General features: G+C 39.8%; 20 protein-coding genes and 1 riboswitch. Of the genes, 8 read left to right on the forward strand and 12 right to left on the reverse strand.

The window, feature by feature from the left end:
• Window positions 1–36: 36 nt before the first annotated feature.
• Both CCK98_RS28650 and CCK98_RS28655 read left to right on the forward strand, forming a co-directional pair.
• Window positions 37–1,545: a GGDEF domain-containing protein gene (locus CCK98_RS28650; protein ID WP_179195960.1), complete on the forward strand. Its 1,509-nt coding sequence runs from the start codon at window positions 37–39 to the stop codon at window positions 1,543–1,545.
• A 219-nt stretch (window positions 1,546–1,764) separates the two neighbouring features.
• Window positions 1,765–3,066: an NCS2 family permease gene (locus CCK98_RS28655; protein WP_088089706.1), complete on the forward strand. Its 1,302-nt coding sequence runs from the start codon at window positions 1,765–1,767 to the stop codon at window positions 3,064–3,066.
• A gap of 221 nt (window positions 3,067–3,287) precedes the next feature.
• On the opposite strand, the gene CCK98_RS28660 is transcribed toward CCK98_RS28655, so the two are convergent.
• Complete coding sequence (locus CCK98_RS28660) at window positions 3,288–3,479, reverse strand: hypothetical protein (protein ID WP_088089707.1); 192 nt, start codon at window positions 3,477–3,479, stop codon at window positions 3,288–3,290.
• A gap of 329 nt (window positions 3,480–3,808) precedes the next feature.
• Between CCK98_RS28660 and CCK98_RS28665 the strand changes: the two genes are divergently transcribed.
• The 3 genes from CCK98_RS28665 to CCK98_RS28675 all read left to right on the forward strand — a co-directional run bounded on the left by CCK98_RS28665 (window position 3,809) and on the right by CCK98_RS28675 (window position 7,007).
• The gene (locus CCK98_RS28665) at window positions 3,809–4,627 is read left to right on the forward strand and encodes an N-acetylmuramoyl-L-alanine amidase (RefSeq protein WP_088089708.1); all 819 of its coding nucleotides are present in this window, start codon (window positions 3,809–3,811) and stop codon (window positions 4,625–4,627) included.
• 249 nt (window positions 4,628–4,876) lie between these two features.
• On the forward strand, window positions 4,877–6,382 hold the full coding sequence (locus CCK98_RS28670) for an N-acetylmuramoyl-L-alanine amidase (protein WP_088089709.1): 1,506 nt from the start codon (window positions 4,877–4,879) through the stop codon (window positions 6,380–6,382).
• A gap of 208 nt (window positions 6,383–6,590) precedes the next feature.
• Window positions 6,591–7,007 (forward strand): VanZ family protein, encoded by a 417-nt coding sequence (locus CCK98_RS28675; protein WP_088089710.1) that lies wholly within the window; start codon window positions 6,591–6,593, stop codon window positions 7,005–7,007.
• A gap of 136 nt (window positions 7,008–7,143) precedes the next feature.
• Here the strand turns inward: CCK98_RS28675 and CCK98_RS28680 are convergent, their stop codons facing one another.
• Both CCK98_RS28680 and CCK98_RS28685 read right to left on the reverse strand, forming a co-directional pair.
• Entirely contained in the window at window positions 7,144–7,425 is a 282-nt protein-coding gene (locus CCK98_RS28680) for a hypothetical protein (protein ID WP_088089711.1), read from the reverse strand.
• 49 nt (window positions 7,426–7,474) lie between these two features.
• Window positions 7,475–7,780: a hypothetical protein gene (locus tag CCK98_RS28685; protein WP_088089712.1), complete on the reverse strand. Its 306-nt coding sequence runs from the start codon at window positions 7,778–7,780 to the stop codon at window positions 7,475–7,477.
• A gap of 115 nt (window positions 7,781–7,895) precedes the next feature.
• Between CCK98_RS28685 and CCK98_RS35720 the strand changes: the two genes are divergently transcribed.
• Window positions 7,896–8,072, forward strand: coding sequence for a hypothetical protein (locus CCK98_RS35720; RefSeq protein WP_179195961.1), 177 nt, complete (start codon window positions 7,896–7,898; stop codon window positions 8,070–8,072).
• 42 nt (window positions 8,073–8,114) lie between these two features.
• On the opposite strand, the gene queF is transcribed toward CCK98_RS35720, so the two are convergent.
• Window positions 8,115–8,615 (reverse strand): preQ(1) synthase, encoded by a 501-nt coding sequence (gene queF / locus CCK98_RS28690; protein ID WP_088089713.1) that lies wholly within the window; start codon window positions 8,613–8,615, stop codon window positions 8,115–8,117.
• Between the two features lie 467 nt (window positions 8,616–9,082).
• Between queF and CCK98_RS28695 the strand changes: the two genes are divergently transcribed.
• On the forward strand, window positions 9,083–9,994 hold the full coding sequence (locus CCK98_RS28695) for a DMT family transporter (protein ID WP_088089714.1): 912 nt from the start codon (window positions 9,083–9,085) through the stop codon (window positions 9,992–9,994).
• A gap of 92 nt (window positions 9,995–10,086) precedes the next feature.
• Here the strand turns inward: CCK98_RS28695 and CCK98_RS28700 are convergent, their stop codons facing one another.
• The 3 genes from CCK98_RS28700 to CCK98_RS28710 all read right to left on the reverse strand — a co-directional run bounded on the left by CCK98_RS28700 (window position 10,087) and on the right by CCK98_RS28710 (window position 11,645).
• Window positions 10,087–10,221 carry an anti-repressor SinI family protein gene (locus CCK98_RS28700; RefSeq protein WP_088089715.1) on the reverse strand — a complete coding sequence of 45 codons (135 nt, stop codon included), beginning with the start codon at window positions 10,219–10,221 and terminating at the stop codon, window positions 10,087–10,089.
• A gap of 405 nt (window positions 10,222–10,626) precedes the next feature.
• Entirely contained in the window at window positions 10,627–10,917 is a 291-nt protein-coding gene (locus CCK98_RS28705) for a hypothetical protein (RefSeq protein WP_088089716.1), read from the reverse strand.
• A 212-nt stretch (window positions 10,918–11,129) separates the two neighbouring features.
• A complete protein-coding gene (locus CCK98_RS28710) occupies window positions 11,130–11,645 on the reverse strand; it encodes a DoxX family protein (protein WP_088089717.1) in 516 nt (171 codons plus the stop codon).
• Between the two features lie 253 nt (window positions 11,646–11,898).
• On the opposite strand from CCK98_RS28710, the gene CCK98_RS28715 reads away from it, so the two are divergent.
• A complete protein-coding gene (locus CCK98_RS28715) occupies window positions 11,899–12,090 on the forward strand; it encodes a spore germination protein (RefSeq protein WP_088089718.1) in 192 nt (63 codons plus the stop codon).
• Between the two features lie 100 nt (window positions 12,091–12,190).
• Here CCK98_RS28715 and CCK98_RS28720 read toward each other — a convergent pair whose 3' ends face one another.
• The 5 genes from CCK98_RS28720 to CCK98_RS28740 all read right to left on the reverse strand — a co-directional run bounded on the left by CCK98_RS28720 (window position 12,191) and on the right by CCK98_RS28740 (window position 16,825).
• On the reverse strand, window positions 12,191–12,436 hold the full coding sequence (locus CCK98_RS28720) for a hypothetical protein (protein WP_088089719.1): 246 nt from the start codon (window positions 12,434–12,436) through the stop codon (window positions 12,191–12,193).
• Between the two features lie 224 nt (window positions 12,437–12,660).
• Window positions 12,661–14,016, reverse strand: a complete 1,356-nt coding sequence (locus CCK98_RS28725) for a C40 family peptidase (protein ID WP_088089720.1) — start codon at window positions 14,014–14,016, stop codon at window positions 12,661–12,663.
• A gap of 286 nt (window positions 14,017–14,302) precedes the next feature.
• Complete coding sequence (locus CCK98_RS28730) at window positions 14,303–15,130, reverse strand: MetQ/NlpA family ABC transporter substrate-binding protein (protein WP_088089721.1); 828 nt, start codon at window positions 15,128–15,130, stop codon at window positions 14,303–14,305.
• A 20-nt stretch (window positions 15,131–15,150) separates the two neighbouring features.
• Window positions 15,151–15,822 (reverse strand): methionine ABC transporter permease, encoded by a 672-nt coding sequence (locus CCK98_RS28735; protein ID WP_088089722.1) that lies wholly within the window; start codon window positions 15,820–15,822, stop codon window positions 15,151–15,153.
• On the reverse strand, window positions 15,812–16,825 hold the full coding sequence (locus tag CCK98_RS28740; RefSeq protein WP_088089723.1) for a methionine ABC transporter ATP-binding protein: 1,014 nt from the start codon (window positions 16,823–16,825) through the stop codon (window positions 15,812–15,814). The genes CCK98_RS28735 and CCK98_RS28740 overlap by 11 nt, the downstream gene beginning before the upstream one ends.
• 91 nt (window positions 16,826–16,916) lie before the next feature.
• A riboswitch (SAM riboswitch) is annotated at window positions 16,917–17,023 on the reverse strand.
• Window positions 17,024–17,123 lie beyond the last annotated feature (100 nt).

The following is a 17,123-nucleotide window of genomic DNA, read 5'->3' on the forward strand; positions in this document are numbered from 1 at the left end:
ATACTCGAGGTAATGGTAAAAAAAGGGGTGAACTATTTGTGGTCCTTTTCAATCAATCTTTTTAATAGAAAGAATAAGAATTCTTCTCCGAATCAAGAGTTTATTCACAGTAACTACGATGTATTATTTGAGCGAATTAAGCTCGTTTCTTATATGTTAATCTCTACTTATCCTTGTTTTTTCATCGTTGATTTTTTCCTGTTTAATAATCTGAGCAGCCCTACATTTAAATTCAATCTTTCTGCCATTCACATCATTGGTCTTATCATCTCCCTTATGTTTCTATTCATTTATCATTTTTATAAAAATATTTCGAAGGGGTTCGTTGTTACTAGTTATATCCTTTTCTATTTATTAATCGGGGCAGCCTCTTCTATTAATAGTCAATTATTTATTGGAAATATATACTCCTATATCATTATTTTATTAGGAGTTGCCGTCTTCTTCCCTGTACAGCCTAGAAACGTATTGATCCTGTTTTTGAGTATACATATATTTTTCATTACATGTTTATATCTTATCGAACATGAGCACTTCTCATTTTTATCAAAGTTGATTAATTCAACCGGTACCGTCATCATTTCTTTCATGATTGCCCTATCATTCTATTCATTTCGTAAAAATGATTTTTCAAACAAAATGAAACTAAAAAGGAATGAGGAAAATTTCAGACGTCTTTTCAACCTGAATCCGAACCCGATCATCCTTAAAAAGCTAGAGAATGATGAAATTTTGCTGATGAATAAACACGCCATTGAATACTACCAGCTCCAGGGTAACGATATGACTCAAATAGACGGAAAATTCTTGTTTCAAAACATCGGAGAAAAACTCGACATTCTGAAGCGGCTGAAAGAGCAAAAAAGTATAAAAAACTTTTGTGTGGAGCAACAAATCACTCCAGATATCCGGAAATGGGTCATGTTGAGTTTAGAATTGATCGATTACTTGGACGAAGCTTGTATCCTGATCGGAATCACTGACATCACCGACCTGAAAAAAAATGAGGAAGAACTCTTTAAACACGCTTCATATGACATGCTTACCGGAGTGTTAAATCGAAGAAGTGGGATGGAATTGCTTAGCAAGCATATGAGCGGCGAGGCAGAATCTCAAGAATTCATTATCTGCTATATTGATATTAACGATTTGAAAATAACCAATGATCTTTTCGGCCACTCAACAGGTGATGACTTAATTAAGACTTGCTGTGACACGATTAACCATCATATTACGAATGTGGATGTCTTATTCCGCCTAGGCGGGGATGAATTTATCATTGTCTTCTTCCAAAAGCAGATGAAGGACGTCCGGCAGCTGGTGAAAAACATTAAGTGTGGGTTCGAGGTTATTAATGTTACCAATCAAAATCCTTATTCAATTTCTGCTTGTTACGGTTTTTATCACTATAAACCTGGAACCGAAATAACGCTTGAAAAAATCCTCGAACTGGCCGACCAGGAGATGTACAAAGAAAAGTTCGTTCACAAAAGTAAAATCATGGGTTCCACTCCCAACCCTTGCTTGGAAAAGACATTTATTTGAGCTTACCAAATTTTTTTACTAGAGAACCACCCGTTCGCTTTGCATATAAGGCACGGGATGGTTCTCTTTTTTAGTCCTCTGAAGTGCATTTTGGTGTCAGGCACCATCATATCTGTTACAAAAATGAAACAAATTAAGAGGAAACTCTTGAATTTTCATCTAAAAGCGAATAATATAGTTTAGGTCTTATTAAAACGTTCGTATTTTGGAGGAACAACTATGTTTAAATTAAAAGAAAATCATACCAATACAAAAACAGAACTGCTTGCAGGGATCACCACCTTTTTTACGATGGTCTATATTGTCGTGGTAAATCCAGTCATTCTTGCCGATGCAGGGGTTCCGTTTGGGCAAGTGTTCACCGCAACCATCATAGCCGCAGTCGTCGCCACACTATGGATGGCGCTTTTTGCAAACTATCCAATCGCCATTGCCCCAGGCATGGGACTTAACGCCTACTTCGCCTATTCTGTTGTCGGCGGCCATCAGGGGATAACCTACCAAACTGCCTTTGCTGCTGTTTTTATTGCTGGTGTTATCTTTGTCATCTTATCGTTAACTCCCCTTAGGGAAAAATTAATTGACGCCATCCCGGAAAACCTTAAACACGGGATTACTGCAGGAATTGGTTTGTTCATTGCCTTTATCGGTCTGCGTCTTACAAAAATCATTACAGCACATCCAACAAACCTTGTCGGTCTCGGCGACCTTCATTCAGCTTCCGCCCTTTTAGCGCTAGCAGGACTGGCGATCACACTTGTATTAATGGCGCTTCGAGTCAACGGGGCGATATTTTTTGGAATGGTGATTACCGGGCTCATCGCTTTCTTTACGGGCCAGCTGGAATTCAGTAAAGGTTTTATGTCGCTGCCCACTCTGCCAGAGGGACTAATTATTGCTAATCCAGTGACAGCACTGACTGGCGTAATTCAGCATAGCCTTTATGCTGTTGTCTTCTCTTTCATTCTAGTGACCATTTTTGACACGACGGGTACGATGATTGGTGTCGCCAACCAAGCCGGTTTAATGAAAGGCGGCAAGCTGCCAAGGGCCCGCGAAGCCTTACTTGCCGATTCAATTGGTACAGCAGTCGGGGCAATGTTTGGGACGAGCCCAACAACAGCCTATATTGAATCGTCGTCAGGGGTAGCAGCAGGAGGACGAACTGGTCTAACTTCCCTAACGGTTGCGATCCTGTTCATCCTGTCCGCTTTCTTTGGTCCACTGGTTAGTACGGTTTCCGGGATTTCTGCGATTACCGCACCGGCATTAATCATTGTCGGCAGTCTAATGATGGGAAGCATAGCAAAAATCCGCTGGGACGAGTTGGATGAAGCCTTCCCTGCTTTTTTGACCGTCTTGAGCATGCCGCTCACATCAAGCATCGCAACAGGGATCGCACTTGGTTTCATCAGCTACCCGCTTTTAAAGTTAGTTAAAGGGAAGTGGCGTGAAATCCATCCATTGCTATACGTGTTCGCAGTCCTTTTCTTCATCCAATTAGCATTTTTACAGCATTAAACAATAAAAAGCGGAAGCGCCTGGTTCAGGGGCGACAGGCCTAAGACGAGCCGGCGTGAAGGTTGCTTTTTAACCTTCAGGACGGCTTGGCTTATGACCCCGAGCCCCTAGGCGCTGGAGCTGGATTCGTGAAACTATCCAAATTTATCTTCAGTAATTTATTCCCATCCAAAAAAGAGTGTCAGGCACCAAATTGGTGCCTGACACTCTTTTTATGTTTCCTATTTTTTAGGAAGATCAAGTGCTTGGTACGCCAGTTGATACTTCCCGCCGTCTGCCACTTCTGAATGGTACAATGCCTTTAGGGCAGTATTTTTCTCAAGCCCGTGTTCTACTTTCAACTCTTTTAAACGTGTATGCAATTCTTTATTATCCTTAATTAGCTGCTGCATTTGTGATTTCAAATACTTCATAAGATGATTAACTCCTTTCAGAAACCAAATCCGTTCCCCAAGTATAGCATTAATCAACTTTATTTAAATAAATCATCCCATATTTATTTTCTCTGACCGTGTCCCTTTTGCCGACTTTTTTCTATATAGAACGTAATAGGAGATGGAGGTTCCGGTCACTTAAGACCTCTCTTTCTTACCGAAAGACTGGTACAATTACATTTTCGATAACTAAGAAAATCAACCGTTGGTGACATCTTGCAATAATTACTGTGACAAGCACCTAACCTATTTGTCCATACTGACATAACATGGATATATAATCAATTTTTAGAAATGGAGAGGATGAAATGAGGCTTTATTTAGATCCAGGTCATGGCGGACAAGACCCAGGTGCCCAAGGTCATGGATTAGATGAAAAAGATGTGACGTTAGCTATCGCGCTCAAACTACGTTCCATTTTACAAAATGATTATGAAAACATTGACGTAAGAATGAGCAGGAGCAGTGATACCACCAAAAGCTTAAGTCAGCGATCGAGTGAGGCCAATGCATGGGGCGCAGATTTTTTCTTAGCCATTCATATCAATTCCGGACCTAGTTCAGCCCTAGGATATGAAGATTATATTTACAGCGGCTTATCTGACACTTCTAAGACAGCCCAGTATCAAGACATCATCCATGCCGAAGTCATGAAAGTGAATCAACTGAAAGACCGCGGCCAGAAAAAGGCTAACTTTCATGTGTTACGTGAATCAAACATGCCAGCACTGCTATCGGAAAATGGATTTATCAGTAACGACCACGACGCCGCATTAATGAAACAGTCTTCTTGGATCCAAAAAGTAGCTCAAGGTCACGCCAACGGAATTGCCAAAGCCTTTGGCTTAAAACGGAAACCAAACGACCCACCCAAACCAGATACACCAGATTCCGGAACGCTCTTCAAAGTAATCGCCGGTTCATTCAAATCAAAAGAAAATGCGGACGAGCGAGCAGACCAACTAAAGGCAAAAGGCATCGAATCATTCGTAGATACCACAAAGATAGCCGGCGAAACATGGTACCGAGTTCAAGCTGGAGCCTTTTCCAATCGAGAAAATGCCGAAGACCGCTTAGCTGAAGTAAAAAAAGCCGGAATCAACGATGCTTTCCTTGTTGCGGAATAAATATTGGGTCAATTACTGGTGTCAGGCACTATACGTGGACATTTGTCCTCCACACAAGGACAAGCGTTTAAAAGTAATAATATCATACAAAAGACCTTCTCTTACATGAAAAATCAGGGGAGGTCTTTTGTATGATTTTTTATATTTAACAATTCATACTTGAGCGACTGGACAGAAAACCCGAACAAATTTAAACTTTTTCCCATACCCTATATATGAACGTATTTTAAATGAAATGGAGGAGTAAGCATGAAGCTATATTTAGACCCTGGTCATGGCGGTGATGATCCCGGAGCCCAAGGGAATGGCCTAGATGAAAAAGATATTACCCTAGCTATTGCGCTTAAAATACGAAATACCATCCTAAAGGATTATGAAAATGTTGAAGTGAAGATGAGTCGTACAAGCGATACCACCAAAAGCTTAGCACAGCGCTCAAGCGAAGCCAACGCCTGGGAAGCAGACTTTTTCCTGGCTATTCACATCAATTCCGCTGACAGTTCAGCCCAAGGATATGAGGATTTTATATACAATGGCGCCTCTAACTCAAGTAGAGCAGCCACAGTCCAAGATATCATTCATGCCGAAGTGATGAAAGTGAATCAGTTAAAAGACCGCGGACAAAAAAAGGCCAATTTCCATGTAATTAGAGAAACAAATATGCCGGCAATCCTAACGGAAAACGGCTTTATCAGTAATAAACATGACGCCCAATTGATGAAAGATTCATCCTGGCAGCAAAAAGTAGCTCAAGGCCATGTCAACGGAATTGCAAAGGCCTTTGGTCTGAAACGCAAAGCAACGAAGGAAACACCGAAAACAACAACTACACCGAAAACACCCCAATCTAGTTCAACAACAGTTTACACAGTCTATGTCGGATCCTATAAATCCAAAGGAAATGCACAAGACAGGGTAGCTGAACTGAAAAAGAAAAACATTAATTCTTCAATTGTTACCACTAAAATATCTGGAGCAACCTGGTACCGAGTGAAAGTTGCAACCTATACGACCAACGCAAATGCAGAAAAACGTCTCAAAGAAATCGAAAAAGCAGGATATAAGGATGCCTTCATAATTATTGAAAAAGCCAGTGCAACGACTACTAAATCAGCTACCCAAAAACCAACCACAAGCACCAGTAAAACAACAACAGCAAAACCAGCCACAACCACCAGCAAAGAAACGGATCTGAAAGGCGGCACGAACACGAAACCAAGTCCGGCTCCAGCCAACAGTGCAAAGGAACTCCCCATCATCGCCGACCCCGGTCAATTTACCATTTTCGGTCCGACCTTCCTAACTCCGGAACAGATGAATCAATTTGTGAAAAAGGTCAATCCTAACGCGCCGGAATTAGGCCAGTTTTACCAAACGTTAGGGAAATATTACGGCATTAGAGGCGATGTCGCCTTTGCACAAGCCATCCACGAAACAGACTATTTTCGGTTTACCGGAGTCGTCAACCATGAACAAAACAACTACTCAGGGATAGGAGCAACTGGAGGAGATACTCGCGGAGCAAGCTTTGAAAATCAAGAAGAAGGTGTCCTTGCACAACTTCAACACTTGTATGCGTATGCGACAGCGAAGCCACTACCAGATCAATATCCATTGGTTGATCCCCGCTTTCATCTAGTCGACAGAGGATCTGCTCCCACATGGACCGCTTTAAACGGAAAATGGGCTGTTCCAGGTACCACATACGGGCAAGCCATTCTAAATCTCTATGAAAAAATGATCCATTCAGGATAATTAATAGCTAGAGAAGCAACAACTCCAGCATCTTCCCTGATTGTCTTCCCCAATTTCAGTGACTTACTTGGATGATTTCCCCAAACGAAAGACCTCTTTTATTTTTAGAAGAGGTCTTTTCCTTTGTCAGATAGTTAATTCCGCCCCCTCGATTTGGTATATTACCGAAAAAACGAGACCACAATGATATAAAAAGGGAGGTCTCACCATGCGCGGAATATTTATTTTATTATGGGCAGCTGCAATCTTGATTTTGACCTGTACCGCCGATTTTTCTGAATTAATTACATCTGGCAAAGTCCGCTTTGAGTGGGTCGGTCATCCGAATTTCTCTGATTTGCTATTACCCTTACCGCTCGAGCTCAGCCGCGACTTCCTGATTCAAAAATGTGGGCATGTCTTTGCCTTTCTCATTCTGACATTTTTACTGCAAACTAAATTCCATTCAAAAGCATACATTCTAATTCTAGCTATTGCTTTTGCTTTGCTAACTGAAATCCTGCAATTATACTTCTCTCGTGATGGAAGAATGTTTGATATGGGATTCGATCTAATCGGTATTCTTTTTGCATCAGGGACACGGAGTCTACTTACGGTGCACCAATCAAGGCAAACCTATCTTTGATGGAATGGCTTCATATTTTTATAGCAGTTTAGTTTATTTCTCCTTTTTTCTAGCGCTTTGAGAATCCTAACTAAACGCTTGATTCGTTTCACCTTAAGCCTTGTCACGGATAGAATTTCCCCTCCAACGTGTGGTGTCAGGCACCAGAGTTTTGAATTTGTTTATTAAGCAAGACCATTAACTTTTTTTGAGCCTTTTGATTACGAATAATCTTTTTAACACGCCTCGTGCTTTGTAAATAACCTCTCACATGCCTGTTAACATAAAACAAACGGCGATATTTCTCATCATTATATATTTTTTTAAACCAATCTTGTTGTTTTAGTTGCTCAATATTACGGTCAATTCTTCTCGTATCCAAACCAGTGGTTGAACCAGTGAACATCGCATCCAATAAATCTAATAGAAAATATAACATGCAAGTCCTGCCCCTTTTCTAGAGTTTCGGGTTTCCCTGAGGATTATTTTTAAAATAGAAAATAAACGGCCAAAATCAGCACAACCAAGACTGCTCCACCAACTATGATCATGCGATGGCGTGATATCTTAGGCTCACCCTGTTGAGCGATTGGAGTTTTTTTGAGTTTAGCAGCAGCAGCTTCTTGTTTTTGCCCTCTACTTTTCCTTTCAAAAAATGCCGCCAATTTATTATCTTCACTTATTACTTTTTTTCCTTCCGCACTAGTTATGATCGATTCTAATTCTTCAACAGTCATCGGTTCTTCTAGTTCAATTTTTTCCAATAGGGTCTCGCTTAATGTAGAAATTTTCAATGGAAAGAATCCTTTCGAATCTGCCCCTCAATATCACACTCTTTCTTTTAATCCCTACCATTACTATTATAGTCACGAGAAAATTGGCAATGATAGTAGAGGAGGTGAAAAAAAGATGACAAACGACCCGAATCTTCGTGGAAATATGATCGATAATGAATGGAATAGTGAAGAGGTTCAAAATGAAACCATGTTCAGCGGAATAATCGACGATGAATGGCTCGAAAACAGACGAACAGATGATGAAGACTATGACTATCAGGATGATGACCATAACGATTACGTATGGTAACCCAAACAAAAAAAATAAGGCCGGAATCCCGGCCTCATTTTTCTATCGATTATCCACTTTCTCCGGATAAAGATCATGGTTCATTAAACGGAAATTTGCCATCTCCTCGTACTTAGTTCCCGGCTTCCCATAGTTACACCATGGGTCAATTGAAATCCCGCCGCGTGGAGTAAACTTCCCCCAAACCTCAATGTATCTTGGGTCAAGCAGCTTAATTAAATCATTCATGATGATATTCACACAATCCTCATGGAAATCTCCATGATTCCTGAAACTGAAAAGATATAACTTCAATGACTTACTCTCAACAATCTTTTGATCCGGTACATACGAAATATACATCGTCGCAAAATCCGGCTGGCGCGTCAACGGACATAAACTAGTGAACTCCGGGCAATTAAATTTCACGAAATAATCACGATCCGGATGAAGATTATCGACCGCCTCCAATACCTCTGGAGCATATTCAAATGAATAGGTAGTCCCTTGATTACCTAATAAAGTTAAATCCTTTAAACCTTCTTCATGGCTTCTGCCAGACATACAAAAACCCCCTTGTAATCTGTCCCGACACTTCACTAGAGTAGAGTTTCCCATAGCAGCTCTATTTCTCAAACTAAAAGGATCCCACAAAAAAGCCACGTCCAGTATGGACATGGCCTAAAGTCATGTATCCATAGTTTTTTATAGAGGGTATCAGCTATGAACCTCTCCCGCAAGTACGGGCATTCTCATCTTCATATCATATAGAACACCACAACATTCGTCAATGGCAGATCAAGGCAATTTCACAACCTCTTTTTTTAGAAGGAACCCAACATGGTGACTGAACAAAAGCTGTCCCTTGACCTCGCCTTCCCGTTTTTTAATTAGTTCTCTCGCCAAGGTGAATTTTTGCAGCGCTGGTGCCTGACACCATGTGGTATAATAAAAAATATTTGCCACGACTTTCGGGATGCGAAAGTTTTATTTTTATAGAAAAGACCTGTTACAGGGCATAGGGGGATATGATGAAACAACAAGAAATAGGGTCACGATCAATTGGGCTGCCGCTGACCATTTCAATCATTGCCATCTCATTTTCGGCTATATTTGTCAAATGGTCAGACGCACCGGCCTCGATTTTGAGTATGTACCGGATGTGGTTTGCTAGTATCTTAATGGTTCCCATCGTCTGGAAAAAACGCAGTGAATTTAATAATATCATGAAAAAAGATTGGTTCTTTTTATTTTTTTCAGGCTTCTTTTTAGCCTTGCACTTTGTCCTTTGGTTCGGGTCCTTGAAATTAACAACCGTCGCAAGCTCGACCATCATCCTTGCCTTACAGCCGATAGTCTCCTTGCTTGGAGGCTTTCTCCTATTCAAGGAACGAACCACCTTGTCCGCATTGATGACCATGGGTATTGCCATTATCGGAGCAATGATGATTGGCTGGGGGGATTTCGGTTTAAGCAACGATGCAATCATGGGGGACCTGCTGTCGTTTTTCAGTGTCATCTCAGTGGTTGGTTACTTATTAATCGGTCAGACGATCGTCAAAAAGGTATCACATTGGCTTTATAGCTTTTGCGTATTTTTCTCGGCTTCAATTATTCTTACCATCTATAACCTTACAACAGGAGTTTCCTTAACTGGATATCCTGCCAAGGAATGGGGCATATTCTTGTTACTCGCCACCGTTCCAACGGTCAGTCACGTGATCAATAACTGGCTTTTAAACTACGTCAATGCGACAACGATCTCGATGAGTATTTTAGGCGAACCCGTCGGCGCCACGATTCTAGCGGTCCTATTATTAAATGAACATCTCGTCAGCTGGCAAATTGTCGGCGGCCTGCTCGTCCTGCTCGGTGTCTTCTTCTTTTTAAGTCAGCAGCAAAAACCACTGCCACAAACGGTAAAAGAAGGTACTTTTAATTAGCATTTAAGAGAACAATAATACAGAAAAAAGGGACTAAGATTAGTCCCTTTTTGAATACATGTATTCGGCGATCAATCACATTAAATTATCATTTAATACCCTTTTACCTCATCCTGTTTTAGAAAACTCTTGATCGTTTCTACGGATAATCCAAGTTCTTTTGCTTCCAAAATTAGCGCAAACCATTCCTTATCAATAACCGAAACATCACTTTCTGAAACATTCATATTCTTCCTCCTAAAATACTCTCCGTTTTCAATTATCCATTTATCTATTAAATAGTCTATACTGCTCAATATAAGCTATTATATCTAGTACTTTTATAACAGTGTGTTGGATTCTGTCGTATTTATAAAATTTTCCCAACTATTATCTGCTGGATTATTCCAAATTATCACAAATTACTACACTAGCCTTCTTAGAAATTAAGATAACCAAATCTTGAACATACGAAAAAGGGCGGCTTCAAAAGACATGAATATGCCTCTTGAAGCCGCCCCTTAGAAGAACTTATTTGCCTGAGTTTCCTTTCGGGATCGTCACGGCAGCCGTACCTCTAGTCGTATTTCCTGCGACCCACACTTTCAGCGGGTCAATTAAACCTTCTGCCTACCCAACGATTTTCCCAATTTTCACAGCTTCCAAGTTGGGAAATCCGTTTCTTTTTGTTTTTCATACTCTTTCATTCTTGAGTAAGAGTTTGATAGTTTTGATAAAATGTATCCTTGAGGGCTTGTTATTTCGACTTGTTTGCTTAACTCTTGAATTTTTATATTCGTAAACATGTTAGACACTTGAGCTAAATTTTCAATCGTGTCCATTAATTCAGGGTTATCATTGTAATTGCTTTTGGCGATATAGTAAATATAATCAAGTTTGTTCCTTATGTGCTTTAGCGTCTCGAGATCAAATTGTTCAGTCATTACATCACCCCTTATCTTAAAGCATATGGAACAAAAGGTGATTTGGAACAAAATCCAAAAATAAATTTTAGTGAAAAAAAATAAAGGTTGGCATCTTAAATAAAAATCAATGAAATCGACATAACGGATGGCATTAAATGAGTTTGGACTTAAAATAGAAAAGCAGAAGTGGAACCCCTAGGGTTTATTTACTTCTGCTTTTTGATGTTAATTTAAGCTGTGACTTTTGCTTTTTCGTGATCTGGACCTTTTTTGCTCATTTTTGTGATGAAAGGAACCACCCAACGGTCTAAACCGATTCTTCCAGCGTTATAACCAGCTGTTAAGATGATGAAGCCAAGGAAAATGTCTCTAGGGTTATGAGATACTGTACCGGCTAAGAAGAAGCTAAAGTTCATTACTAAACCAAAGAACATTGCAGTTGTTGTTAAGCAGCCTAAGATTAAGCCTAAGCCGATTAGTGTTTCCCCCCAAGGGACGATGATGTTAAACACATCCACGTTTGGTAAGGCAAAGTGTTTTAAGAAGTCAACATACCATCCAAATACGACTGCACCATCTGGACCTTTTACTGGGTTCGCAATAGCTCCTTTTAAGAATCCAGCCGCATCGAAGCCGCCTGTTAATTTATGAAAACCTGCTGTAAACCAAGAATAGCCAAGGTATAAACGTAAGACAGTTAAGATAGCGGCAGCGATTTTATTTTCTCTTAAAAATTTGTTAATCATAATTCATTCCGCCTTTCAATTTTTGTTTGTTCTTTATGATTACACTATATTCCCTTTTTCTGTTAAACAACATAGGTATAGTGATAAGTTCACAGTTTGTTAAAAATGTTATGACGAACTGTTGAACAGCAATAAGTAATCCATCATATCTGCAGTCTTTGCTTTCGAACCATTCCCTTTAAGTTGGCATATAGTAAGTTATTAAAATGCAAAGGATGTTCATCCATGTCAGAATTTCCAGTTCCAGTGAAGATTGATACAGTCAGTAAGCGGGATTGTTCAATTTGGCAATTCGTTGTTTATTTCTCCTAAGGGCGCCTCGAAAAACACACAGGGCTCAGGCTCAATAAATACAGGGTTTCATGTCACAACTATTACTGGTCAAAGTACAACCACTTCGGTCAATGCGGATGTACTTGACCAACCCATCGTGCAGGATAACTAAGCAAAAAGACGACTCGGAAGCCCGAATCGTCTTTCTTTAAATAGAACAGTTAAGCACTTGCTTTTGCTTTTTTGTGATCAATTTCTATTTTTCCAGCTGATTAACAACTGAGATCGTTTATTTCAGAATCTGGTGAGAAAATCCCACCGAGATATTCGGCGTGTTCGAGATATTGTTGCACAAAGTCTTTTAATGCCATCGGGATACCCGTATCTTCTAACCAATAATCATAACTAATCGCCAAAGTCTTTTTGATCATGTCATTTTCTAGCCAGTTAGGGGCTAATTTATGCTCAAGACCGGCAAGGACATTAGCAATTTCTTGAATTGTGGTTATGTTTATCACCTTCTTAGAAAAAAGTTATATCACCTTTTTTCTAGTATATGTGATTATCGGCAAAAAAAATTCTAAAACCACTCCATTTCTTATAGTTCGCAGTCGGTGTCACATACCTTCAATTTCTCACCGAGTTCGGTGCTTAGACGCAAAATTATATGCTGAAACATGTTGATCTATACCAAACAGGCTTGGAGTTTTCCTCCAAGCCTATTTTTTCTATTAACTTATATCTAATGCAATACTCTTGATGCAGTTGTAAATTTAGCCGGATTATACGTAGCAATTTTAACAACATCACCCGTTTGCGGGGCATGTATATATTTCCCGCCTCCAATATATATGCCGACATGATAGGCAGGGTTACCCCTAAATACTAAATCACCTTTCTGTACATCGTACGGGGAAATTCTGGTTCCAACATCTTGTTGGTCACGGGATACCCTTGGAAGACTAATACCAACATATCGGTACACATATTGAGTGAACCCTGAGCAGTCAAACCCGCTTGGAGATGACCCGCCCCAAACGTATGGAACGCCCAAATATTGTTTAGCGGCTGCTATTAACTCATTTGCCTTGTCAGAGTTAGTCGCTGTAACTGTCGGCGAAACGGAAACTGATGGGCTGTTTACCGAAGACTGTGGTGCCTGTTGTCTTGGCTTTTCTGGCGCTTGCTGTCTTGGCTTTACTGGTGATTGTTGTCGTACTTCTTCTGGTGCTTGTTGCCGTACCTCTTCTTGTGCTTGTTGCTGTGCCTCTTCTTGTACTTGTTGCTGTGCCTCTTCTTGTACTTGTTGCTGTGCCTCTTCTTGTACTTGTTGCTGTGCCTTTTCTTGTGCTTGTTGCTGTGCCTTTTCTTGTGCTTCTTGCCGTGCCTTTTCTTGTGCTTCTAGTCGTGCTTTATCTTGTGCATTTTTTTGAGTTTGTTGTTTAGCTAGTTCCGTTTGTTGTTGCTTTAAGGCGCTTTTTGAATCGGCCAATACCTTTTTCATTTCTAGTTTATCAGCTTCAACCATCTTCTGTTCAGAAGCTAATTCAGCCTGACTCTTTTTTAATTGGGATAATTCATTTTCGAGCTTTTGCTCTGCAGCATTTAAGGTTTCTTCTTTTTTAGCTAGAGCCTTCATTATATCTGTATTACTTTCAAGAATTTGCATAACTGCAGTAGATCGAGTTAATAACTGAGAAAAATCTTTAGACGAAATAATAAATTCTGCGTAAGTGATAATGGACTGTTTCCCTTGTGCCTGCATGGTTCTTAGTCTTGTAGAATAGTAGTCTTTGTTCGTTTCTAAGTCTTTTCTTGCTCTTTCAATTTCAGTCTTTGTGTCTTCCATTTGACCTTGTTGTGCTTTAATATCATCGTTTAGTTGTTTGCTTTTTTCCATTCCTAAAATGATTCGATTGTCTAGTTGTTGTATCTTTGTTTCTAACTCTTCAATTTGTCCTTCGGTCTCGTTGATTTGTCCTTTTGTCTGATTGATTTGTCCTTGAGTAACAGGTGGACTTGCAAAAGTAGGGGTTGCTTGCACGATCGTAGTTAAAAGAGCAACCGATAGCGTAAATATTAATGTTTTCCGTTTCAAACTATAATCACCTTTTCTTAGAGAAAATTATTCCAATTCATATAATTATAGTTTAAGTTTGTTAGAGAATAATAACAATGGAACTGGACAGAATGTAATAAATTTGTAATGTTATGTAGAAACTTCATAGAAAGCGTCGAATATAGAACCTAGTTTTCGTGAGAGTATGTTAACTTTCGTCATTTTCCAATATTATAGAAGAAACTTGAGAGAATAAACGAGTTGGTACGGAAATGTCCACACAAAAAAACCTCGAAGAATTCAGACTTCGAGGTTTGTTCTGGATTTACTTTTTCATCCAATCCGGTTTTCCAAATCCTTTAAATTGTTCATCTATCACTTTTTCAAATTCATCAGACTCGACAATCGCTTTTATATCTTTTGCAAATTGAGCATCTTTGTTTTCTGTTTTCACCGCTACAACATTGCGATAAGGATCGAGCATATTCTCAAGCGCTAGCGCTTTAAGCAAGTCCATTTTAGCAGCAAGAGCGAAGTTTCCAGGTACAGCGGCTATGTCAGCACTATCGACAGAACGAGGCAGCTGACCTGCTTCAATCGGCTGAAACTTCAAGTTTTTCTTATTTTCAGTAATATCCTTCTCAGACACTTTAATCGGGTCTGCCTTTTCATTAATTTTAATCAAACCTTCATCATGGAGCGTATTCAAGGCCCGAGCGGCATTCGTCGGATCATTTGGAAGGGTAACTGTTGACCCATCCTTCACCTCAGCAAGCGATTTATAAGTGTTTGAATAAAGGCCCATAGGTGCCGTTGGGACAGAAATCAACGCGGATAAATCCATGTTATTTTCCTTCGCAAAACTTGAAAGGTAAATCGAGTTTTGGAAGAGGTTTGCGTGAATATCACCATTATCTAGCGCTTTGTCTGGTTGAATATAATCACTAAATTCAACAATCTCTACTTTGTAGCCCTTTTCTTCTAATCCTGGTACAATCGCTTTCTTCAACATATCACTATACGGACCAGCTGTAGCCCCCAATTTAATATTCTTTGAATCAGCGCTTTTCTTATCGTTGTTTCCTGAGCTGCCACAAGCAGCTAAAGCTCCTAAGACTACTAGCAATATAAATGATAAAAACAATTTTTTCATGACTATTTCCCTCTCTCTTTTTATCTTTTATCAAAAACTTTGGCGAGAAAATCGCCAAGAAACTGAACAAACTGAACTAAAACAATTAATATAATCACAGTGGCAATCATAATGGTATTGTCGTATCGATAGTAACCAAACCGAATGGCCAAATCACCAATTCCACCGCCGCCAACGGTCCCTGCCATCGCCGAAAATCCAATTAAACTAATCAGTGTTAAGGTAATACCTGAGATAATTCCTGACCTTGCTTCAAGGAGCAGGACATCTTTAATAATCATTAACGGCGTAGCGCCGGCAGCTATCGCGGCTTCAATGACCCCTTTATCAATCTCCCTTAATGCATTCTCGACAATTCGGGCAAAAAAAGGAATCGAAGCTACAGAAAGCGAAACACTCGCAGCAGTTGGTCCAATTGTTGTACCCACTAGAAAATTGGTTAAGGGAATTAACGCCACCAATAAAATAATAAAAGGAATGGAGCGGACTAAATTAACAACAAAGCCCATGCAAAGTTGGATGACGCGATTTTGCAAAAACAAGCCTTTGTCGGTCACGTATAATAGAATCCCTACTGGCAAGCCAATGACTATCGCGATTACCAATGAGATGAGGATCATATAAATCGTTTGTAAAAATGCTGTATTAATATCAGGAATTAGTTCCAAAAGATGCTGAAAATCAAAGCCCATCACGTAACACCTCCACTTGCGCTGCCCGGTCTTCGATATACTGAAGTGCTGCTTTCACGTCTTCCTTTTGTCCCTTCAATTCCATAATAAAGATGCCTAGTGGCAATTCTTGAATATATTCAATCGATCCATGCAGGAAGTTCCCTTTTACGTTACATTGCTGGAGCATATCGGAAATAACGCCCTCTCCAGCGACTTTCCCCTTAAACATGACCTTGATAATCGGTCCTTCACAATTATTTAAAATGGTCTCCGGAACGTCAAAGGAAACAACACTGTCGATAAATTCTTTGGTCAGTTCTGCCTGAGGGTTGGCAAATATATCATATACCGCTCCCTCTTCAATGACCTTTCCTTCTTGCATAATCGCCATTCGATTACAAATTTCCTTGACAACATTCATCTCATGCGTGATTAAAACTATCGTAATATCGAGTTCTTTGTTAATTTTTTTCAATAAATTTAAGATCGATTTTGTCGTGGTTGGATCCAGGGCTGATGTTGCTTCATCACATAATAGTACCTTCGGATTATTAGCCAGCGCTCGTGCAATCCCTACCCGTTGTTTTTGTCCACCGCTCAGTTGGGAAGGATAAACATCCCTTTTATCCCCAAGACCGACCGTTGCAAGCAGTTCTTCCACCCGTTCTTTGATTTGGTTCTTTGGATAGTTGGCCGCTTTCAACGAAAACACGATATTCTCAAACACCGTTTTTTGACTGATTAAATAAAAGTGTTGAAAAATCATCCCTATTTTTAATCGTGATAAGCGTAGATTCTCCCCCTTTAGTGAAGTAAGGTCAATACCATCAACAGTAATACTCCCTGATGTTGGTCGCTCCAACAGATTAATACAGCGCAAGAGCGAACTTTTTCCTGCACCTGAATAGCCGACAATTCCATAAATTCCGCCTCTTTGAACGGTTAACGAAACATCATCCACACCTTTTACCGTGCCATTTTTCGTATTGTAAACTTTCGAAAGATTCTGAATCTCAATCATACGATTACCTCTTTTTTAAAATGCAATATTTTGGATATAAAAAAATGCCCCTCTCAACTGAAAGGGACATCGAAATACAAGTGGATATTTCGACTTATCTTTCAGAATGATCGTCATTCTGCAGGAATTGGCACCTTCCCTGTAATGGGGGTTGCCGGACGTCATAGGGCCTAGTCCCTCAGTCGCTCTCGATAAGTTTCATCATTAAATTAAGATATTTAAGATATTACCAATCTATTTTAATCTTGTCAATCATCTGAAAATAGTATTCTAACATAATATGGATTTCCATTCCCAT

The organism is Bacillus sp. OV166 (genome assembly GCF_900177675.1).
Lineage (GTDB): Bacteria > Bacillota > Bacilli > Bacillales > Cytobacillaceae > Neobacillus.

Bases quoted from the DNA above. Each gene is read 5' to 3' on its own strand.
- CCK98_RS28655 (WP_088089706.1), top strand. From the start codon at position 1,765: ATGTTTAAATTAAAAGAAAATCATACCAATACAAAAACAGAACTGCTT.
- CCK98_RS28660 (WP_088089707.1), bottom strand. From the start codon at position 3,479: ATGAAGTATTTGAAATCACAAATGCAGCAGCTAATTAAGGATAATAAA.
- CCK98_RS28665 (WP_088089708.1), top strand. From the start codon at position 3,809: ATGAGGCTTTATTTAGATCCAGGTCATGGCGGACAAGACCCAGGTGCC.
- CCK98_RS28670 (WP_088089709.1), top strand. From the start codon at position 4,877: ATGAAGCTATATTTAGACCCTGGTCATGGCGGTGATGATCCCGGAGCC.
- CCK98_RS28675 (WP_088089710.1), top strand. From the start codon at position 6,591: ATGCGCGGAATATTTATTTTATTATGGGCAGCTGCAATCTTGATTTTG.
- CCK98_RS28680 (WP_088089711.1), bottom strand. From the start codon at position 7,425: ATGTTATATTTTCTATTAGATTTATTGGATGCGATGTTCACTGGTTCA.
- CCK98_RS35720 (WP_179195961.1), top strand. From the start codon at position 7,896: ATGACAAACGACCCGAATCTTCGTGGAAATATGATCGATAATGAATGG.
- queF (WP_088089713.1), bottom strand. From the start codon at position 8,615: ATGTCTGGCAGAAGCCATGAAGAAGGTTTAAAGGATTTAACTTTATTA.
- CCK98_RS28695 (WP_088089714.1), top strand. From the start codon at position 9,083: ATGAAACAACAAGAAATAGGGTCACGATCAATTGGGCTGCCGCTGACC.
- CCK98_RS28700 (WP_088089715.1), bottom strand. From the start codon at position 10,221: ATGAATGTTTCAGAAAGTGATGTTTCGGTTATTGATAAGGAATGGTTT.
- CCK98_RS28705 (WP_088089716.1), bottom strand. From the start codon at position 10,917: ATGACTGAACAATTTGATCTCGAGACGCTAAAGCACATAAGGAACAAA.
- CCK98_RS28710 (WP_088089717.1), bottom strand. From the start codon at position 11,645: ATGATTAACAAATTTTTAAGAGAAAATAAAATCGCTGCCGCTATCTTA.
- CCK98_RS28730 (WP_088089721.1), bottom strand. From the start codon at position 15,130: ATGAAAAAATTGTTTTTATCATTTATATTGCTAGTAGTCTTAGGAGCT.
- CCK98_RS28735 (WP_088089722.1), bottom strand. From the start codon at position 15,822: ATGGGCTTTGATTTTCAGCATCTTTTGGAACTAATTCCTGATATTAAT.
- CCK98_RS28740 (WP_088089723.1), bottom strand. From the start codon at position 16,825: ATGATTGAGATTCAGAATCTTTCGAAAGTTTACAATACGAAAAATGGC.